Source organism: Archangium sp., assembly GCF_036388035.1.
Lineage (GTDB): Bacteria > Myxococcota > Myxococcia > Myxococcales > Myxococcaceae > Archangium.
In genome coordinates this window covers 1-4,033 of record NZ_DASVSO010000645.1, presented here as the reverse complement: position 1 = coordinate 4,033, position 4,033 = coordinate 1, and the positions used below count along the sequence as shown (strand labels likewise).

Genomic DNA, 4,033 nt, shown 5'->3' with positions numbered 1-4,033 from the left:
CCCATCAGCGCGCCGACCACGAGTCCCCTGCCCCGCCGCGAGGGCTCGGGGGCCACGGGCGCCTCGGGCATCACCAGGGCGGGAATGACGGGCGGAGCCACGGGCACCGGCACCGGCACCACCACGGGCGGAGCCACGGGCACGGGCACGGGCAGCGGCGCGAAGTGCGCAGGCAGCACGGGCTCGGGGGCGGGAGCGCTCGAGGTGTCGAGCATCGCCGAGCGCGCCTCCTCCTTCGCCTGCTCCTTCTCCGCCTGCACCTTGCGCAGCCACGCCTCCTCCTCCGCGACGAGCGCGGGGAGCGCGGAGACGACCTTCGCCTTCGACTCTTCCTGCCTGGCCTGGGCCGGCGCCGCTTCGGCCGCCACCGTGGGCAGCCCCGCGTCCGTCAGCGCGGCCACCAGCTCGGGCACGCGCGACAGGGGCCGCCACTGGGACCAGGCCTCGCACCAGCAGAGGGTGTCGGGGCTGAGCGCGCTCTGGTGCCACAGCTCGCGCAGCCGCTCCAGGCTGAAGGGCCCCGAGGGCTGCCCCGCTCGCTCCACGAACCACTCCACGGAGCCCACCGCCACGCACGCGGCCGACTCCGACTCGGCCGGGGCCTCCACCGGAGTGGCCTCCGCCGCCGGTGCGCCGAAGAGCGCGTCGTCGAAGATGGCGTCCATGTCGTCCGGACGCACCGGGCCCAGCACGGCCTGGACGCTGACGGGGGTCTCCTCGGACTGAGGTGGGGAGAGCACGGGAGGCCGTGCACCCCCCCCCGCACGCGAAATGGATGTGCCCTCGATACCTGAATGGTGTCCGCCCACACGCCCTCCTTCCGGCCCCCGACCACCCCAACAGCGGGACAGCTTGTAGGGCCGAAACTAAGGACGTCCGAGGGGGCCGCCAGGATTCATGTCCTTCGGTACGAGCTACACCATCCGGTTCCGAGCGCTTTCCGAGGAAGAAAGTTCCGCGCCTGACGCTCGGGACTCCTGGAGAAGCACAAACCCCTGGACAACCGGACTACGGCGCTTCCGTGGATGGGCAAGGAAGGTGCGAGATCAGCTCCGCCCCATTCCTCTCGGGGTCGACCAACACCACATCCGAGGCCTCGCCGTCGCGAAAGAGCTGAACACTGACGCGCCCCACGGGGCAGTACCCCAGGCACCCGGTGAGGCTGACACGGACGTGCTCGGTGCCCTCCCGCGCGGCGAGCGTGGCGCGGATGCGGCGCGGCAGGTCCACGCCCCCGGCGCTCGTGTCGAGCCGCATCAGGCAGCGCTGGCACACCTGGGCCTGTGTCTTCCGCGAGTCCGGTTCACGCATGGAGAGCCACTCCCCCAACCCTTCGCCCTCGGGCGATGAATCCCCCACGTGAGGCGAGGACGGCGGCATGACGAGCGGCGGAGCGACCCATTCCGTTCGCTTCCCTGGGTGCCAGACGAAGCGAGGGACGTGCCTTCCATCGAGTCCTGGGACGGCGACGAGGCGGACACGCTGAGTCTGAGACTGCGAGTGCGTAATGTAAGTGTTCTGCCCTTCAGCATGTAACGAGCCTGGAGGACAGACATGGCAGAGCTCATCCGCGGGGAGAGCGCGCAACAGGGGACGTACGGTGGCGAGTCGGTGGAGCGGCGGCTGCCAGACCAGCTCGGTGACGGGTGGGCCTACCACTGGGAAGGGCTGAACCGGGCTCATGCGGCGCTCGCGGGTGGCGAGACGATGCTGGGCATGTGCACCCTGTTCTCCACGCTGGGCCATGCGCGCTCGGTGCTGGTCCACGAGGACTGGAAGCGCTTCTGCCAGGCGTGTCTCTCGCACCCCATCCGGGAGTTCGTGCACCAGGATCCCATCGCGCGCCGGAGCTTCGCGAGGCCGCGCGGGTACGCGGGGGACGCGGTGCTGCTCGACCTCATGTACCGCACGGACATGCCGGAGCAGACCCGCGCCTCGAAGCTGGGCCAACAGCTCTGCCAGTTCATGTACGAGCAGCCAAGCGCCATCAGCCTCCGCTGGCGACGGGACATGCTGGCGCGGCGGATCGACGAGATCGCCCAGGAGCGTCCCAGTGCCCGGATCCTCTCGGTGGCCTGCGGTCACCTGCGCGAGGCCCAGCTCTCCGAGGCCGTGCGGGAGCGGCGGCTCGGCCGGTTCGTGGCGCTCGACCAGGATCCGAAGAGCCTGGCGGTGGTCCAGCGCGAGCTGGTGCCACTGGGAGTCGAGGCGGTGCCCGGCTCGGTCAAGGCGCTCCTGAGAGGGCAGCAGACCTTCTCCGACCTGGACTTCGTCTACGCGGCGGGGCTCTACGACTACCTGCCCCAGTCCGTGGCCATCCGGCTGAGCCGCATCCTCTTCTCGATGCTGCGCGCTGGCGGGCGGCTGCTGCTGGCCAACTACACCGACAGCACCTTCGACACGGGCTGCAAGGCCTATATGGAGGCCTTCATGGACTGGTGGCTCATCTACCGGGAGGAGCCCGAGCTGCGCGAGTGGCTCCAGGACATCCCCCGGAACGAGCTGGCCTCGCAGCGGCTCTTCCGGGACGACATCGGCAACATCGCCTACATCGAGGCGGTCCGCCGCTGAGGCCCCCGGAAACGCACAAGGGGGAAGGCCCCGCTGAAAGGGAGCCCTCCCCCGTCACTCACGCGCTTCAACGGTGGGCGCGAAGCCCCTCGGCGTAGTGCTGCAGCTGGCGCCGGGCGGCATCGAAGGCATCGTTCACGGCCTGGTAGGGGTCCTCGTGTGTGGCCCGCTCGCCGTGTTCGCGGTCGACCACGATGTTCTTGCCGGGGACGTGCATGTCCAGGCGGACGTGGAAATGCTTGCCCTGCTGATGATGCCGGTGCGGCTCCTCCACCACCACATGGCAGCCGGTGATGCCGTCGAAGAACTGCTCGAGCTTGTCCGCGCTGTCGCGGATGTGCTCCGAGAGGGCATCGCTGGGATTCATGCCACGGAAGGTGATCTGCAGGTTTCGCTTCATCTTCGCGCCTCTTGAGTGGCTCCCCGTTGGAGCCGTGGTGACGCCCTCTCTCCATTGCATACGGAGCGCCAACGCTTATTCCCCCTGAATCCCGAGGGTTGGAGTGGGCCCGGAGCGCAGGGTTTGCGGTGGCCGCCCATGGGCGCGCAGCCTTTGCGGAAGGAGGCGCGGGGACACACGGGGAGTCAAAAGCACCGCACGGGCCGGCCCCCTCCTCCCAGGACGGCCGAGCGGGCTCGCGCTGCGAGGCGTTGGAGCCGTCCCCACCTTTCTCCATCACCCGGGAGGAGGCGCGCGCGTGATTCGCATCGGCCCTGCGGGATGGAGCTACGACGACTGGGCGGGGGTGGTGTACCCGAAACCCAAGCCGAAGGGGTTCGACCCGCTGGCCTTCATGGCCGGGTACTTCGACGCGCTGGAGCTGAACACCAGCTTCTATCACCCGGTGAGCCGCCACAACGTGGAGCTCTGGCTGGAGCGCACGGACTTCAACCCGGACTTCCGCTTCACCGCGAAGCTGTGGAAGCGCTTCACCCACGAGCGGGACGCGGTGTGGAAGGCCGAGGACGTGCGGCAGGTGCGGGCCGGGCTGGACGTGATGCACGAGGCCGGGCGGCTGGGCGCGGTGCTGGTGCAGTTCCCCTGGTCGTTCCGCAACACCGAGGAGAACCGGGACTGGCTGGACGCGCTGGTGACGGAGTTCTCCGACTGGCCCCTGGTGCTGGAGGTGCGGCACGAGTCGTGGAACGAGCGGGACGTGTTCGCGGAGCTGGCGGAGCGGGGCGTGGGCTTCGTGAACATCGACCAGCCGCTCTTCAAGAGCTCGCTGGGCCCGAGCGCGCGGGTGACGTCCTCGGTGGGGTACGTGCGGGTGCACGGGCGCAACTACCGCAACTGGTTCCGCAAGACGGCGAGCGCGCTGGAGCGCTACGACTACCTGTACACGGCCAAGGAGCTGAAACCGTGGGCCGAGCGCACGAAGGAGATGGCGGCGCACCCGCGGGTGAGCGACGTGTACGTGGTGACCAACAACCACGTGCGCGGCAAGGGCATCGTCAACGC

At 69.5% G+C, this 4,033-nt stretch carries 5 protein-coding genes; 2 read left to right on the top strand and 3 right to left on the bottom strand.

Annotated elements, in window-relative coordinates; genetic code table 11:
• On the bottom strand, window positions 1-740 hold a 740-nt coding region (locus tag VF697_RS26480), incomplete at its 3' end, for a DUF4339 domain-containing protein (RefSeq protein WP_331099502.1).
• Window positions 741-1,008: 268 nt separating this feature from the next.
• Window positions 1,009-1,311: a (2Fe-2S) ferredoxin domain-containing protein gene (locus tag VF697_RS26475; protein WP_331099501.1), complete on the bottom strand. Its 303-nt coding sequence runs from the start codon at window positions 1,309-1,311 to the stop codon at window positions 1,009-1,011.
• A gap of 243 nt (window positions 1,312-1,554) precedes the next feature.
• Between VF697_RS26475 and VF697_RS26470 the strand changes: the two genes are divergently transcribed.
• Entirely contained in the window at window positions 1,555-2,571 is a 1,017-nt protein-coding gene (locus VF697_RS26470) for a class I SAM-dependent methyltransferase (protein ID WP_331099500.1), read from the top strand.
• Between the two features lie 67 nt (window positions 2,572-2,638).
• Here VF697_RS26470 and VF697_RS26465 read toward each other — a convergent pair whose 3' ends face one another.
• On the bottom strand, window positions 2,639-2,971 hold the full coding sequence (locus tag VF697_RS26465; RefSeq protein WP_331099499.1) for an HPF/RaiA family ribosome-associated protein: 333 nt from the start codon (window positions 2,969-2,971) through the stop codon (window positions 2,639-2,641).
• A 298-nt stretch (window positions 2,972-3,269) separates the two neighbouring features.
• Between VF697_RS26465 and VF697_RS26460 the strand changes: the two genes are divergently transcribed.
• The coding region (locus VF697_RS26460; protein ID WP_331099498.1) for a DUF72 domain-containing protein at window positions 3,270-4,033 on the top strand (764 nt) is incomplete at its 3' end.

Excerpts from the sequence above, each read along its gene's own strand:
- VF697_RS26465 (WP_331099499.1), bottom strand. The coding sequence starts at position 2,971 with ATGAAGCGAAACCTGCAGATCACCTTCCGTGGCATGAATCCCAGCGAT.
- VF697_RS26475 (WP_331099501.1), bottom strand. The coding sequence starts at position 1,311 with ATGCGTGAACCGGACTCGCGGAAGACACAGGCCCAGGTGTGCCAGCGC.
- VF697_RS26470 (WP_331099500.1), top strand. The coding sequence starts at position 1,555 with ATGGCAGAGCTCATCCGCGGGGAGAGCGCGCAACAGGGGACGTACGGT.